The 14,387-nt window shown below is 45.2% G+C and carries 10 protein-coding genes and 1 tRNA gene; 9 read left to right on the forward strand and 2 right to left on the reverse strand.

What is annotated here, in order from left to right:
- Positions 1 to 16: 16 nt before the first annotated feature.
- From E2R66_RS06730 to E2R66_RS06740, 3 genes are read left to right on the forward strand one after another with little or no spacing between them, the layout of a single operon-like run.
- Positions 17 to 1,327: an MFS transporter gene (locus E2R66_RS06730; protein ID WP_133227579.1), complete on the forward strand. Its 1,311-nt coding sequence runs from the start codon at positions 17 to 19 to the stop codon at positions 1,325 to 1,327.
- Between the two features lie 20 nt (positions 1,328 to 1,347).
- On the forward strand, positions 1,348 to 2,076 hold the full coding sequence (locus E2R66_RS06735; protein WP_133227577.1) for a (Fe-S)-binding protein: 729 nt from the start codon (positions 1,348 to 1,350) through the stop codon (positions 2,074 to 2,076).
- Positions 2,077 to 2,079: 3 nt separating this feature from the next.
- Positions 2,080 to 2,574, forward strand: coding sequence for a metallophosphoesterase family protein (locus E2R66_RS06740; protein ID WP_133227575.1), 495 nt, complete (start codon positions 2,080 to 2,082; stop codon positions 2,572 to 2,574).
- A 93-nt stretch (positions 2,575 to 2,667) separates the two neighbouring features.
- Here the strand turns inward: E2R66_RS06740 and rnhA are convergent, their stop codons facing one another.
- On the reverse strand, positions 2,668 to 3,126 hold the full coding sequence (gene rnhA / locus E2R66_RS06745; protein ID WP_133227573.1) for a ribonuclease HI: 459 nt from the start codon (positions 3,124 to 3,126) through the stop codon (positions 2,668 to 2,670).
- Positions 3,127 to 3,219: 93 nt separating this feature from the next.
- Entirely contained in the window at positions 3,220 to 5,310 is a 2,091-nt protein-coding gene (locus E2R66_RS06750; RefSeq protein WP_133227571.1) for a heavy metal translocating P-type ATPase, read from the reverse strand.
- Between the two features lie 118 nt (positions 5,311 to 5,428).
- Here E2R66_RS06750 and E2R66_RS06755 point away from each other — a divergent pair.
- The 6 genes from E2R66_RS06755 to E2R66_RS06780 all read left to right on the forward strand — a co-directional run bounded on the left by E2R66_RS06755 (position 5,429) and on the right by E2R66_RS06780 (position 14,386).
- Positions 5,429 to 5,502 (forward strand) — tRNA-His (locus E2R66_RS06755).
- A gap of 162 nt (positions 5,503 to 5,664) precedes the next feature.
- The gene (locus E2R66_RS06760) at positions 5,665 to 6,405 is read left to right on the forward strand and encodes a phage integrase SAM-like domain-containing protein (protein ID WP_133227569.1); all 741 of its coding nucleotides are present in this window, start codon (positions 5,665 to 5,667) and stop codon (positions 6,403 to 6,405) included.
- Positions 6,406 to 7,089: 684 nt separating this feature from the next.
- Positions 7,090 to 8,661, forward strand: coding sequence for a M81 family metallopeptidase (locus E2R66_RS06765; protein WP_133227567.1), 1,572 nt, complete (start codon positions 7,090 to 7,092; stop codon positions 8,659 to 8,661).
- Between the two features lie 77 nt (positions 8,662 to 8,738).
- The gene (locus E2R66_RS06770) at positions 8,739 to 9,593 is read left to right on the forward strand and encodes an ROK family protein (RefSeq protein ID WP_133227565.1); all 855 of its coding nucleotides are present in this window, start codon (positions 8,739 to 8,741) and stop codon (positions 9,591 to 9,593) included.
- Positions 9,594 to 9,994: 401 nt separating this feature from the next.
- Complete coding sequence (locus E2R66_RS06775; RefSeq protein WP_204985875.1) at positions 9,995 to 10,849, forward strand: AraC family transcriptional regulator; 855 nt, start codon at positions 9,995 to 9,997, stop codon at positions 10,847 to 10,849.
- Positions 10,850 to 11,290: 441 nt separating this feature from the next.
- On the forward strand, positions 11,291 to 14,386 hold the full coding sequence (locus E2R66_RS06780; protein WP_204985876.1) for a SusC/RagA family TonB-linked outer membrane protein: 3,096 nt from the start codon (positions 11,291 to 11,293) through the stop codon (positions 14,384 to 14,386).
- Position 14,387: the final 1 nt, after the last annotated feature.

Here is a 14,387-nt window from a genome sequence, read left to right on the forward strand (position 1 = left end):
ATACTTTTAAAACGCGATGCAAGAAAAAAACAACAAGAAAACTATCCGTGCCTGGGCCATGTTCGATTGGGCAAACTCTGCCTATAACCTGGTTATCACCACCACCATATTCCCCTCGTACTATGTGGCCATTACGGATAATGCAGCTAATGGCAACCGAGTAACCTTCTTCGGCCATACTTTTATCAACACCGCTTTGCAGGTTTATTCCCTTTCCTTCGCGTATCTTATTATGGTGCTATTGCTACCCATCCTCACTTCCATTGCCGATTACAAAGGGAGCAAAAAAGTGTTCATGCAGTTTTTTACGCTGATGGGCTCGCTCGCCTGCTGCGGCCTTTATTTTTTCGATAAGACTCATTTGGAATGGGGTATCATTTGCTTCGCGGTTGCCGCTATAGGCTACAGCGGCGGTTTCGTGTTCTATAACTCTTACCTGCCAGAGATTGCAACTTTGGATATGCAGGACAAGGTGAGTGCCAAGGGTTTCATTTACGGCTACGTAGGCAGCGTATTGTTGCAGCTGATTTGTTTCGTATTCGTGCTGATGCCGGATACATTTGGCATGACTAAGGGCAGCGCGGCGCAGCTTTCCTTCTTAATGGTGGGCGTTTGGTGGATAGGCTTCGCTATGATACCATTTAAAGTGTTACCTAAAGGTAGCCCCAATGAGCAAGGTAGCCATCAAAACATTATCAAAGGCGGCTTTATTGAATTGGGCAAGGTATGGCAAAAGATAAAAGGTATGCCGATGTTGAAAGGTTACCTGCCGGCATTCTTTTTTTACTCCATGGGCGTGCAAACCATTATGCTGGTGGCCACGGCATTCGCCGCGCAGGAGCTGCATATGGAAACGCCTGAATTAATTACCATTATCCTGATTATTCAAGTAATCGCCATTGCTGGTGCTACGGTTATGTCGCGCCTTTCGGATAAATATGGTAATGTGCGCGTATTGATTTTCGTGGTATTTATATGGATAGGAGTGTGCATCGCCGCTTATTTTACTAAAACCAAAGCCGAGTTTTACATTATTGCCGTAGTTGTTGGTTTAGTAATGGGCGGCATACAATCGCTGTCGCGTTCTACATATTCTAAGTACCTTCCGCAGGATATCCCGGATACTGCCTCCTTTTTTAGTTTTTATGATGTTACCGAGAAACTGGCCATCGTAGCCGGGTTGTTTAGCTTCGGTTACATCCAGGAACTTACCGGTAGTATGCGCAATTCTACGTTGGCGCTATGCGGCTTTTTCGTTGTCGGTCTGTTGTTTTTATTTTCTTTGCTCGGCACGGAGAAGAAAGTTCAGGGAAAATTCGGAATTTAGCGCACTCTAACTATGTGCTGATGAATGTTGAGCTGTTTATTCCTTGTTTTATCGATCAATTATACCCCGAGACGGCTTTCAACACCGTAAAGGTGCTGGAAAAAGCGGGTTGCAAGGTTAACTATAACCCCGAACAGACCTGCTGCGGGCAACCTGCATTCAACGCTGGTTTTTGGGACGACGCCAAGGTAATCGGCAGTAAATTTCTGAATGATTTCCGCGAAGACAGCGTTATCGTATCTCCCTCGGCATCCTGTACTGGCATGGTGCGTAACTATTATAACGATCTTTTTACCAATACCACATCGCACAATAAATGCCGCAATATCCAAAGCAATATATACGAGCTGAGCGATTTTTTGGTGAATATATTGCAGGTAGATTACTTCGGTGCTGAACTGGAAGGCCGTGCCGTATATCACGATAGCTGCGCTGGTTTACGGGAATGCAAAATAAAGGCTGAACCCCGTCAACTGCTGTCAAAAGTGCTGGGCCTGGAATTGGTAGACCTGAAAGATAGCGAAACCTGCTGCGGTTTCGGCGGTACCTTTGCCGTGAAGTTCGATGCGATATCCGCAGCCATGGCGCAGCAAAAGGTCGATAACGCCATAGAAGCAGGTGCCGATTACATCATCTCTACGGATGCTTCTTGCTTGCTACAACTACAAGGCTATATAGATAAGAACGAACTGCCTATTAAAACTATTCACATAGCCGATGTACTGGCACACGGCTGGGGCAATGTTTAGCGTATGACCCGTATAGGCCTTATATCAGATACGCACGGTTTTTTGGATGATGCCGTATTCAAGCATTTTGATGCTTGCGACGAGATATGGCATGCAGGTGATTTCGGCACGCTGGAACTAGCCGATAAGCTGGCTGCCTTCAAACCCTTGAAAGGCGTTTACGGCAATATAGATGCGACGGATATCCGCCAGGTATATCCAGAGCACCTCCGCTTTAAATGCGAGGCCGTTGATGTATGGATAACGCACATCGGCGGTTACCCGGATAAGTACAGCCCCGCAGTGCGCAAGGATATCTACCTGAACCCACCCATGCTGTTCATCAGCGGGCACTCGCACATTCTTAAAGCCGTTTACGATAAAAAGATAAGCTGCCTGCACTTAAACCCCGGCGCGGCAGGTAAGCAAGGCTGGCAAAAAGTGCGCACGCTAGTGAGGTTTAGCATCTCGGATGACAAGATACACGGCCTGGATGTGATAGAGTTGGGAGGGAAGTAGTTTTTTAGTCTATGGACCATAGTCGATAGTCCATGGTAAAACGAATAGATTAAACGAACTTTGTCGATGGACTATTGTCCATCGACTATGGACTTATTTCCCCGCTTCCGCTTCAAAAACGGAATCTATCAATAAATCTTTTTGTTTACCGGCGGCTACGGCAAGCACGTCGCAGCGTTCGTTTTCGGGATGGCCATTATGGCCGCGTACCCATACAAACTTTATTTGGTGCATTTTGCTGATGGCGAGGTACCTCAGCCATAAGTCTTTGTTCTTTTTGCCAGCAAAACCTTTGGCAACCCAGCCTTGCAACCAGCGTTTCTCTATAGAATCGATAACGTATTTACTGTCGGAATAGATGGTGACCTGCTGGTTAGGTGCTTTGATTGCTTCCAGTCCGGTAATAACTGCCAAAAGTTCCATACGGTTATTGGTAGTTTTGCGGAACCCGCCCGATAATTCTTTATAATGCTGTCCCGAGCGCAATATTACTCCGTAACCGCCCGGTCCCGGGTTGCCGCTGGATGAACCGTCTGTGTAAATTTCTATCATAAACCCAACCCTTAAACGGGGGAGCAAAAGTAGCGAATTTCTAATTACCCTCCGAAAAGCATGGTAAAAACTCATCCTTCAGGGGGGGAAGGGCTAATCAACTTTCTTCACCTTCAACCTCAGCGAGTTCCCGATAACGATTACATCGCTGAAGGCCATAGCCAACGCACCCACCATCGGGTTAAGGAAACCTAAGGCCGCAACGGGTATGGCTATTATATTATAAGCAAATGCCCAGAACAAATTCTGTTTAATGGTAAGCAACGTGTGGCGGCTTATCTGCAAAAAGGTCACGACTGATTTCAGGTCTGTGTTTAATAAAATAACCTTCGCAGATTGGATGGCAATGTGGCTGGCATCGTTCATAGATACGCCCACATCGGCTTGGGTGAGGGCAGGGGCATCGTTTATGCCGTCGCCAATCATAATGGTTTTGCCCTTTTTGCGGTAAATATTTACCACGCTCAGTTTTTCTTCGGGCAATTTCTCGGCGTGGACATCTGTAATACCCAAAGTTTTCGCTACGGATGTGCAACGGCTGGCTTTATCGCCGCTTAGCAGCACCGGTTTTATACCCGTCTTTATCAGCGCGGCTATCAAATCGGCGGCATCCGGTTTTATGGTGTCTTCAATGGCTATCTGCGCTACCAGTACCTGGTTTTTATACAGCGAAATATTGTAGTCGTTATCGGTGCTTAACTTTGCCGTGCCCAAAAAATAATTGTTGCCTTCCACGTCTTCGGCACGCATGCCCAGGCCTTTTTCTTCGACGGCAGATTTTAGTATTACTTTTTGTTTGGATAAGCCAATAAGGCCTTTTACCAATGATTTTGCTATAGGGTGGTTAGAACGCTCCTCAATAGCCGTAATTGCCCCGCGGATGCTTTCTATATCCTGCCCGGGCTCTGCTTTAATATCTTTTATGCAGAACTTACCCGTGGTAAGCGTTCCCGTTTTATCGAATATTACATACTTAGTGTTAGCCACAGCTTCGATGGTGTCGCCGCCTTTTATCAAAATGCCGTTCTTTGCTGCCCTGCCCAATCCAACCATTACTGCAGTAGGGGTGGCCAGGCCCATGGCGCAGGGGCAGGAAATAACCAATACAGCTATGGCATGCATCATGCTGCGCTGCAGGCCGGCATCGGTAGCAAAGTAAGTGATCACGAAGGTTAACAAGGCTATCAGTATCACCACCGGCACAAATATCGATGCTACCTTATCGCCCAGTTTTTGTACGGGAGGCTTGGCTGCCTGCGCCTTCTTCATCAAATCGATGATTTGGGCTAGAGTGCTGTTGCTGCCAACTTTGGTGGCCATTATTTTGATGTTGCCTTCCTGTACAATGGTACCGCCAATAACGGTATCATATTTCTTTTTCTGCACGGGGATGCTTTCGCCGGTAATCATGGCTTCGTTTACAGATGCATCGCCCGATAGTACTTCGCCATCTACCGGTACCTGCCCGCCTTCGTTCACTAGCAGGACATCGCCGCTTAATACATCTTTGGCGCTTATTACTTCAATGCCATCTTTAATTACCCGGTTGGCGCTCACCTGTTGAAATTTCATCAGATCTTTTACCGCTGATGTGGTTTGATTTACGCTGCGTTTCTCCAATACATTGCCTAACAATACCAGAGTGATGATGGTGGCACAAGTTTCGTAAAACAGGTACTGCTCGCCGAGGTTTTGGATGGTACCCACAAGGCTATATATAAAAGCGGACGATGAGCCGATAAAAATCAGTACATCCATATTGGGTACGCCGCCTTTTAAAGAACTGTAGGCGCTTTTACCAAAATGCAGGCAACCCACCAAAAACACAGGCAGGCAAAGCAACAATTGCACCATAGGGTGGTGTAGCAAATGCCATGACAGCACCATATGCAACAAGAGCGGGGCCGTAAACGCGGCGCAGAAGATGAATTTATTCTCTACCTTATCGTAAAAAGGTGTTTTATGGGTCGCAATATCGTCAACAACATGGAAACCCAGATTTTCGATATCAGTGATAATTCCCGGGACTAGAGACTGGTCTGCAGTGGAAAACTTTACTTCTTCGGAAGCAAAGCTGACCAGGATATTATCCAGCCCTTTCTTTTCCAATAACTTATGGATGCTCATTGCGCAGTTATTGCAATGCATACCCTTAACGTTCAATTCAACCAGTTGCTCTGCCATGATGTACAAATTTACTTATTAAGTAGAATTGTTCTAAATAATTAAGGTAAGGCGATTGTAATTTTAAAAAAGCTTTGCAAATTACAGTTGAATTCCTATTTTTGCAGCCTCCAATACGGTAGATGTAGCTCAGTTGGTTAGAGCATCGGTTTGTGGTACCGAGGGTCGTGGGTTCGAGCCCCATCATTTACCCCTTCTAAAAAGCCTTTTTACAGCAGTAAAAAGGCTTTTTTTATGCCCTCAGGGCATTTTTTCGATAAAAAATGAAATTCGTCAGTTGATAGCTGATGCGTTGTGTTTAACACGAAAAACTGCCCAACTTGACGAAAATGTTTTACAACGGATTTCGTCAGTATGGCTACAATCAAGGAAGTGGTTCTCAAACACCACAAAAAAGAAGACGGTACTTACAACATTAAGTTTCGACTGACTCACAATCGAAAGGTTACTTACATTAACACAAACCATTTCGCCGGTGAAAAGCAACTTAAAAAAGATCTTACTATAAAAGACAGGTTTTTGCTTTCCGTCATTTCCACCGAAATCGCAAAATACCGAATGAGATTGCTGGAATTGGACCGTATGCTGATACATTTGGATGTAAAGCAACTGCCAAATCGTTTGGTTCAACCCGATGAAAACGCCGTAATTGATATTATCGCTTTTGCAAGACAATATGTGAGCGAACTAAAGGAACAAGGCAGGAAGGGGAGCGCCTATCCAATATTAACAGTTATAAATAGCTTGTGTGATTATTTCGGAAGTCAAAAGGTGGAGATCGAAAGAATAAATTCGATGATGTTGCCTGATTATGAAAGGTATCTGCGAAAGGAAAGAAGGTTCAAACGTAAAAATCAATTCGGTAAAGATGTTAATTATGTTAGCAAGGGGCTTTCTGATTCCGGTCTACATACCCACCTTCGAGACCTTAGAACCCTTTTCAATGCTGCAAGGGACAGGTTTAATGATGAGGACCTGGGCTTGATCAGGATCAAGCATTACCCCTTTAAAAAGCATAAAGTAATTGAGGCTCCGATGACGGCAAAAAGAGCGTTAACTGTCAAACAAATAGCTAAAATTATCGAGTTTAAATGAATTCCAGGTTCACGTGCAGAATTAGCAAAGGAGATCTTTCTCCTGTCATTTTATATGTGCGGTATGAACGCTAAAGATATTTATGACCATTGTGAAGAATAGGGTTAATTATAACAGGTCAAAAACCAGAAAACGGAGAAACGATAGCGCGTTTATAAGCATAAATCTCATTCCAGAAGCATCGCCACTATTGTTCAAACATATAGATCGACTGCGAGAGAGGTACGCGGAATCCAGTAACTTTAATAAAGCTTTCCAGATGATATGTAAGCTTTTTCTATTTAACATAATATCATGTTTACTGCCAGCGCATAGTGGTTTTTACCGAAGATTAGGGCATGTGCGTTCGCTCCGATTATCAAGGCAAAACACATCGAAAGAAGCTATCACTATGCATGGTGCACAGCTTTTTTTGATGTGGTTTGGCTGATATTGATTTTAGGTGTAATACCCCTGGGATAAACCGCCTGCGGCAAAGAAAATGCTGGCATCTTTGCCGTTATCCAAGCTACTACTGGCAGCCTGCCACATCGCCTCAGCACTTGTTTGCTTTGTAATTACTTAGTTACACAAGCAGTTGATGCCTGATGCGCTTACAGATATAACAGATTATTTTGCCTTCATTTGTTTTTTTGTTGAAACTCAATTTCATAACACTGTCGTTTTGGTTAATATTGGTTTAAAATGAAATTAACAAGCCTATCTATCCTGCTCTTATCTATAGTTACCACCTTCGTTATTTCATCGTACAAGTACGTACACCAAAGGCCCTGGCAACTGCCCCGGATTGCTATAGCGGGCATAGCAATTGAATCGAGTACTTTTTCGCCTGCCAGAACGGATGAAGCAGCTTTTCATGCAAAATACGGCCCTGCAGGTTTTACATCGTATCCATTTTTAAGTGCCGACTCCGCTTTGCGCAATAGAGCAATTTGGATACCCACCGTTATAGCCCGCGCTTTGCCCGGCGGTGTGGTAACCCGCCAGGCATATGAGTCGCTGGTAAACAAAACGATTGATTCGCTTAAAAAGCACCTGCCTTACGATGGTGTCTATCTGGATATTCACGGCGCGATGAGCGTGGAAGGGCTGGATGACCCCGAAGGGGATTATTTGGAGCGGATTAGAAAAGCAGTAGGCAACACCACCCTCATCTCCACATCAATGGATCTGCATGGTAACGTATCCTATCGACTGGCGCAAAATACTGATCTGATTACCTGTTACCGCAAAGCGCCCCATGAAGATGCGCTGGAAACAAAAAAGCGCGCAATTACTCAATTGTTAAACCGGATAGAAACCGGAAAGGGCAAGCCCCCTTATAAGGCATATGTGCGTATCCCCGTTTTGTTACCCGGCGAAAAAACAAGCACACGGCAGGAGCCCGCCAAAAGTGTATATGCCGCAGTTACACCAGCCGCAAATCAGCCCGGTATTGTTGATGCATCCCTGTGGGTTGGCTATGCCTGGGCCGACGAACCCCGCAACCATGCCGCAGCTATGGCGGTAGGCGATGATAAATACGCTACCATTCAAACAGCCGAAAAGCTGGCCCGCACTTTTTGGAATGCGCGGTCGGGTTACCATTTTGTGGCCCCGGCAGGCAGTCTCGCTGTATGTTTATCTACAGCACTTTCGAGCAGCAAAAGGCCGTTTTTTATCAGCGATTGTGGGGACAATCCCACGGCAGGTGCTGCCGGGGATGTTACCTGGACTTTGAAAGCATTACTTGCCAGGCCGGAGTTTGCCCGGGAGGATGGCCCTTCGCTGATTTATGCTGCAATACCCGGTGCGGAATTTGCCGAAAAGGCACTCGCCGCTGGTGTAGGGGCACATGTTGAAGGCTACGTGGGGGCGTTGGTTGATCATCGGTTTGCAGGGCCTGTTTTACTGTCGGGGAAGATTATAGCAGTAGTAAAAGGCGATGAGCAGGCCGAAATTGAAGTGGTGGTGCAGGTGGGCGCACTAAAAGTTATTGTGACAAAGATTCGAAAATCGTACCGTACCGAAGCTGACTTTAAGCGGCTGGGGCTGGATATGTACAAAGCCGATATTGTTGTTGTGAAATTGGGCTATCTGGATCCTGATCTGTATAAAGCACAAGCGGGTTGGATGCTGGCACTTACGCCCGGCGGCGCCGACCAGGATCTGGAGCACCTGAAATTTAAACGGATACAGCGGCCTATGTTTCCATTCGATAAAGCGATGGCAACGCCCGATCTGAGCGCGAAACTTATCCCGTTATCGGGTAAATAGGCTTAACCGATCAGGTTATGCCATACGGGCCCTGGGTGGGCAATCGAAGTAAAATGGGCTAAACAAAGGCAAATAAGATGGCAGAGATAAAAATTATAGGGATTGATTTAGGAGCTACAAACGTAAGAGGTGCGGTAGTAGAGAATGGTAGGGTATCGGTTATACAGGCATTGCAAATAAACAGCGAGGGTACCGTTGAGGAAGTATTAATAAGTATTTACGAGGTGATCGATAGACTGTTAACTTATGGCGGTGTAATGGCTATCGGTATAGGGGTGCCCAGCATAGTTGATGTAGACGAAGGTATTGTTTATAACGTACTGAACATACCATCATGGAAGGAAGTACATCTAAAAAAAACCTTACAGGAACGCTATGATTTACCGGTATATGTAAACAATGATGCCAATTGTTTTGCTGTTGGCGAATATTACTACGGCAAAGGCAAGGGCTGTTCGTCTATGATTGGTTTAACCATGGGCACCGGCCTGGGGGCTGGGGCCATTATTAACAGGCACCTGTATGCCGGAGCCAATTGCGGCGCCGGCGAATTTGGTTTTATTCCATATGAGCATAATCTTTTGGAGTACCATGCAAGCGGCTCCTTCTTCACCATTACAAAAGGAGTGAACGGGCAGCAGGCGTTTGAGGATGCGCAAAAGGGTGATTCGGCCGCCCTGAAATTATACCAGGAGTTTGGCAAACACGTTGGGTATGCCATAAAAATGGTTATGTATACTTATGATCCGCAATTGATTGTTCTGGGTGGCTCGGCCCGTCATGGTTTCGAATTTTTTAAAGCAACCATGTGGGAAGAGATCAATACGTTTGCATTTCCCGGATCAGTACAAAAGATTAGGATCGAAGTGTCTGAACTGCAGAATAGCGGCATTGTGGGCGCAGCCGCTTTGTACCTTGATTCTCTGGCCTGACGGCTTACAGATGCAGCGCGTTGAACGTCCATACACAAAAGTGTCGGCAAATTCATCGGACAAATGCCTATGCTATACAGGACGAGCAAAAAGGCGGTCGCTTGCCTCGTTTTTCAAGCGCTTCCGCATTAGGCTGTTTGTTAAACCCGGAACCAACGGAGCATCGGGGCGGTTGTGCAGCCTGAAGCGCGCGGTTTATTGTGGGGTATTGCTGTTTAGTGCCAGGTATTTATTCAACGGACGCGATCATCTGGCGGGTAACCGTTCCCGGCAACTAAACACGAAAAATATCAACCTATTTTTTTCACTTTACCACCCTTGCGAGAGGCGGCTATATGAAGGTAGAAAAGACGACTATATACAGAAGAAGAGAGGGTTTTCAGGGTCAGAAACTTATTGTTTTGCCTAAGAAAATAATCACGAATTTTTTAAGTATTGATCCGCTGACGCGAGAAATATACATTACCGATATTGGCTATTATCCCAAAGCACATTTCCATTATGCGGAGCGGCCCGCAGGTATTAACCAGCATATCATCATTTATTGTACAGAAGGCAATGGATGGGTGGAGATTAATAAGAAAAAAATTACCGTTTCGCCATCGCAGTTCATTGCCATACCCGCCAATACCCCCCACCGTTATGGTGCGGATGAAAATAAACCCTGGACCATTTACTGGGTGCATTTTAAAGGCCAGGCCTCGGCTTTTTTTATCGATCTGATTATTCAGAACTCACAAAATTATAAGCCTTATTTATCCTATAATAACGAAAGGATTAAATTATTTGAGATCATTTGCACCAACCTGGAAAAAGGGTATGGTACAGATATACTCCGCTATGTTAATATGACTTTTACGCATTTTCTATCTTCACTGGTGTACGATGATATGTTCAATAACAAGGAGCGCAACAACGAGCCCGATATTATTGAGCGCACGGTGGCTTATATGCAGGAAAATATTAACAAAATGTTGAAGCTGGAAGATTTGGCTCTTTTTTCGAACCTATCAGCATCTCATTTCTCGTTTGTGTTTAAATCTAAAACAGGGCATTCACCTATTGAATATTTTAACCAGTTGAAGATACAGCAGGCTTGTCAATATATAGCATTTACAACTATGTCGGTAAAAAATATTGCACTCACACTGGGGATTGAAGACCAGTATTATTTTTCGCGCATGTTTACCAAGTTAATGGGCAGTTCGCCAAGTGAATATAAAAAGAAACTGAACAGCCCGGGTGCCAACCTGTAGGGCTCTTAATACCTATTGGTAAATCCCAAAGGCCCCGTTTATACTGTAAGCCATGCTTTGCGATTGTAAAATCGATCCCTTTCTTAACATGGATGGTTGCAAACATCAATTGCCATAAGATAGTCCATCATTTCCATAAAAATAGCCATTCTTTTTGCCTCCCGCATAGCTGACATTTACATCAGCTAATTATAAGTTAACAAACAGTCAATCACTTAGTGTAAGAGCCCAGATTCTTTTAGAAATCAAAGAAATCACTTTTGACGCACAAATTAGTGCCGTTTTCTGGAGTTAACCGATGTAACTGTAAAGATTGCATTAATTAGTGTTTAAGCTTTTGTTTCCTGTGCGGCAGGAAAACTTTTCGGTAACGCTGATGGGACGCTGTCGGTTTTACAGATTACGTTACGCTACCAATTCAATAATATACTTAAATTTAATATGATGACAATTTTACAAACTTTTAAATTCAGGCAACTGCGAATTATCATGCTGATGGGTATGATAATCATGTGTGCATTTCAAGCCCGCGCCCAAAGTGGAGAACGGGTAATTTCAGGCACCGTAACCGACGAACGAGGTGCGCCTGTGCCGGGAGCTTCGGTAGTTGTTAAAGGGACTACCACCGGCGTTCCCACCGGAGTGAACGGCACTTATTCGATACGCGTGGCGGATAATGCACAAACACTTGTTTTTTCTTTTATAGGCTACCTGAAAACAGAGCAAGACATCGCCGGCAAATCTAAAATTGATGTTCAGTTGGCACCAGACAGCCGTTCCACCAATCTGAACGAAGTAGTCGTAGTAGGTTACGGAACTCAAAAGAAAGCGACACTTACAGGTTCGGTGGCAACGGTTAAGGGTGAAGAGCTGCTTAAAAGCCCCCAGCAAAACCTTTCTAACTCCCTTGCCGGCCGGGTGCCGGGCTTAGTAGCATCCAACACTTCGGGCGAGCCCGGTGCCGATGGATCTTCTTTATTGATACGCGGCAGGGCCACCACCGGAGACAACCGTCCGCTGATTGTTATCGATGGTGTGGCTAACCGTTTGGGCGGTCTGGAGCGTATCGACCCGAATGACATCGAAAGTTTTTCGGTATTGAAAGATGCTGCTGCGGCTATTTATGGCGCACAGGCAGCTAATGGGGTTATCCTGATCACTACCAAAAAAGGTAAAACGGGCGCGCCTACGTTAAGCTATTCGTATAACCAGGGTTTTAGTCAGCCTGCAAATTTGCCAAAACTTGCCGATGCGCCAACCTTCGCCACTTTGCAAAATGAAATAGCGTATTACAGAAACCCAACCGGTGGTTTAAACCAAGTATATAGCGCAGACGATATTACCAAATTTGGTAACGGGTCTGATCCTTTAAAATATCCCAACACCAATTGGGAGAAAGAAGTATTAAAAAATGTGGCATTGCAGGATAAACAGTCATTCTCCATCAGAGGGGGAAGCGATGCCGTTAATTACTACGTTTCCTTAGGTAACCAATACCAGGACGGCTTGTATAAGAATGGCGCCAGCAAATACAAGCAAAATAATGTGCTGGCCAACATCAGCATGAAAGTAAACGACCGCCTTAAATTGGGCTTGGAACTTGCCTACCGCCGCGAAGACCGCAATTCGCCGGCCGGCAATTCCTCAGCTACATTATTTGGCCTGGTATATAACCAATATCCTATAATACCGGCCTTTTATCCCAATGGCTTGCCTTCACCGGGTAACGCAGGCGGGCAAAACCCGGCGCTGATGGTTAACGGGGATGTAATTGGTAATGCCAAAAGTGTTACCAGCGTATTTAACGGTACACTAACCGGTTCTTACCAACTACCGGTAAAGGGCCTGAGTTTGGACGGGTTTTTAGCGGTAGATCAGTCGGCAAATAATTCAAAAACCTTCCAGCAGCCTTATCTTACTTATTTGTACGACAAGGTAGCCAATACTTATACAACAGTACATGGCGGGCAATCTACCCCGCAGTTGAGCCAGAGTACACAGACGATTGACCTGATCACGACCAATCTTAAACTGAACTACAAACGTACCTTTGGCCCGCATACCTTTTCGGCCTTTGTTGCTGCAGAACAAAGCCAGATCAATGATCAGAATTTCAACGCCTACCGGATCAATTATCTTTCAACCAACCTGCCCGAACTGAGCCAGGGCGGCTCTTTGCCAACAGATCAGGGGAATGGTGGTGGCAGTACCCGCGTTGCCCGCCAAAATTATTTTGGCCGCTTCAATTACGATTACAACGAGAAGTATTTACTGGAGTTCTCTTTGAGGGATGATGGTTCATCAAATTTTGGCCCCCTGCATCGTTTTGGCTTGTTTCCGGGTGTATCTGCCGGCTGGCGCATTTCGCAGGAATCGTGGATGAAAGGCTCCAAAATTTTTACTGATCTGAAACTGCGGGCATCTTACGGACAGCTTGGTAACGACAGGATACCGGCAAATCAGTATTTTGATAACCTTGGCTACTCTTCAGGTGTTTTCGCGACAGGTAACCAGGTCAATGCAACAGGTATAACTTATTATACATTGGCCAACCCTGTTGTGGGCTGGGAAGTATCCAAGAAATTTAATGTAGCTGTAGATGCGTTGCTATTCAACAGTCTTTCGGTGTCAGTAAATGTCTTTAAAGAGAAGCGATATAACCTGCTGGCTCAACGCAATGCCAGTGTACCTGGTGTTACCGGTATTGGCAGTTCACAGATCCCTTACGAGAATATTGGGAAAACGAATAATAATGGCTTCGAGGTGGAACTTAACTACAACAAGCAGATCAATGATTTCCGTTTTAACATAGGGGGTAATTTCACCTATTCCAAAAATAAGGTGGTGTTCCTTGACGAAGCACCCAACACCCTGTCCTATCAAAAATACACCGGCCTGCCCATCGGCTCAAGTCTTTATTACCAGGCTATTGGCGTTTTTAAATCACAAGCGGAAATTGATGCCTATCCGCACTTATCCGGCACTATACCTGGCGACCTTAAATACGAGGATTATAACAAGGATAACAAGATAGACGCATCCGACCGGGTGAGATCCAATAAATCAAATGTTCCCGAAATTATTTACGGTATTACTGCGGGTGCGTCTTACAAGAACTTTGATATGAGCCTGTTGTTTTCGGGCCAGGGTAACGCCGTGCAATATATCTTGCCGGATGCCGGCACTATTGCGAATTTCCCCAGCTCCTGGGCTGATAACCGCTGGTCGCCAAACAACACCAACGGTACCTACCCAAGGGCAGACGATCGCTCCGGAACTTATTTTGCCAATCAAAGAAGCACCTTCTGGTTACGCAACACCGCCTTTTTACGCTTGAAAAACGTACAGTTGGGCTACAACTTCTCTCAAAACGTGGCATCAAAACTTAAAGTACATGCAATCAGGTTGTATGTAAGCGGGTTTAATCTGCTTACGGTTACCTCTCTTAAGGATTACGATCCGGAGGGACAAAACGAAACCGGATATTTCTATCCTCAACAAAAGCTTTACAACATTGGTGCTAACATAACATTCTAAT

Source organism: Mucilaginibacter psychrotolerans, from assembly GCF_004519315.1.
GTDB lineage: Bacteria > Bacteroidota > Bacteroidia > Sphingobacteriales > Sphingobacteriaceae > Mucilaginibacter > Mucilaginibacter psychrotolerans.

Coding starts and splice junctions, on each gene's coding strand:
- rnhA (WP_133227573.1), bottom strand. CDS start 3,126: ATGATAGAAATTTACACAGACGGTTCATCCAGCGGCAACCCGGGACCG.
- E2R66_RS06750 (WP_133227571.1), bottom strand. CDS start 5,310: ATGGCAGAGCAACTGGTTGAATTGAACGTTAAGGGTATGCATTGCAAT.
- E2R66_RS06765 (WP_133227567.1), top strand. CDS start 7,090: ATGAAATTAACAAGCCTATCTATCCTGCTCTTATCTATAGTTACCACC.
- E2R66_RS06760 (WP_133227569.1), top strand. CDS start 5,665: ATGGCTACAATCAAGGAAGTGGTTCTCAAACACCACAAAAAAGAAGAC.
- E2R66_RS06730 (WP_133227579.1), top strand. CDS start 17: ATGCAAGAAAAAAACAACAAGAAAACTATCCGTGCCTGGGCCATGTTC.
- E2R66_RS06780 (WP_204985876.1), top strand. CDS start 11,291: ATGATGACAATTTTACAAACTTTTAAATTCAGGCAACTGCGAATTATC.
- E2R66_RS06740 (WP_133227575.1), top strand. CDS start 2,080: ATGACCCGTATAGGCCTTATATCAGATACGCACGGTTTTTTGGATGAT.
- E2R66_RS06735 (WP_133227577.1), top strand. CDS start 1,348: ATGAATGTTGAGCTGTTTATTCCTTGTTTTATCGATCAATTATACCCC.
- E2R66_RS06770 (WP_133227565.1), top strand. CDS start 8,739: ATGGCAGAGATAAAAATTATAGGGATTGATTTAGGAGCTACAAACGTA.